Here is a 1,093-nt window from a genome sequence, read left to right as displayed (position 1 = left end):
CCTAGCTGTAATTCCCACGGACGTTGTGAACAGCGTGGCGTGATGTAAAGGGCGAGGGCCGCCGGTATCGATTTGGGTTACCACACTCATCTCGATGCCCAGGAGGCCCTCGTGTCCTACGTTACCCATGCCAACGCCGACCTCACACCCAAGGCCAGGGGAAAACTCGCCTGTTTGGTCATCGAGCAGGGCTGGACGTTGCGCCGCGCCGCGGAGCGTTTCCAGTGCTCGCCGGCGACGGCCAAGAAATGGGTGGACCGGTACCGGGCCCTGGGTGAGGACGGAATGGCTGACGTATCGTCCCGGCCGCGGCGCAGTCCCCGCCGGACTCCAGCGCGCACCGAGCGGAGGATTCTGGCGCTGCGGTTTAATCGGCGATGGGGTCCACATCGGATCGCGGCCCACCTTCACATGGCCCGCTCAACCGTTGGCAAGGTCCTGTGCAGCTACCGGATGCCGCGGCTGGGCTGCCTGGACCAGGGAACCGGCCTGCCCGTCCGAAAGGCCGCCCCGCAGCGTTATGAACACGACAGACCCGGGGATCTGATCCACGTTGACATCAAAAAGCTCGGCCGCATACCGACCGGCGGCGGGCACCGCACCCTTGGACGGGCCAGAGGGAAGCGAAACCGCCACGCCGGCGTCGGGTACGCCTACCTGCACCACGCGGTTGATGATCACTCACGACTGGCCTATTCAGAGATTCTCGACAACGAGAAAAAGGAAACCGCTGCCGCCTTCTGGCTCCGCGCCGCAGCGTTCTTCGCCGCCCACGGCATCACCATCAAAGCCGTCCTTACCGACAACGGAGCCTGCTACCGCTCCAAAGCCTTCGCAGCTGCCCTGGGCCCGCAGGTCAAGCACCGGCGGACCCGCCCTTACCGGCCACAGACCAACGGCAAGGTAGAACGCTTCAACCGGACCCTTGCCACCGAATGGGCATACGCCAGGCCCTACGTATCAGAGGCCGAACGCGCCGCTTCCTACCCAGGCTGGCTGCACGCTTACAATCACCACAGAACCCATACCGGCATCGGAGGCAAAACCCCCATCAGCCGCGTTCACAACCTCAGTGGGAATTACACCTAGCGGC

Annotated in this window: 1 protein-coding gene; it reads left to right on the top strand. The window is 64.3% G+C overall.

The features are described from left to right. Positions 1-111 precede the first annotated feature (111 nt). Complete coding sequence (locus tag PV772_RS22980; protein ID WP_347887701.1) at positions 112-1,089, top strand: IS481 family transposase; 978 nt, start codon at positions 112-114, stop codon at positions 1,087-1,089. Positions 1,090-1,093: the final 4 nt, after the last annotated feature.

The sequence above is a fragment of the Pseudarthrobacter sp. CC12 genome, from assembly GCF_039907755.1.
GTDB classification, from domain to species: Bacteria; Actinomycetota; Actinomycetes; order Actinomycetales; family Micrococcaceae; genus Arthrobacter; species Arthrobacter niigatensis.
Note: the sequence above shows the minus strand (reverse complement) of the source record. Positions and strands in the feature narration are given on the sequence as shown.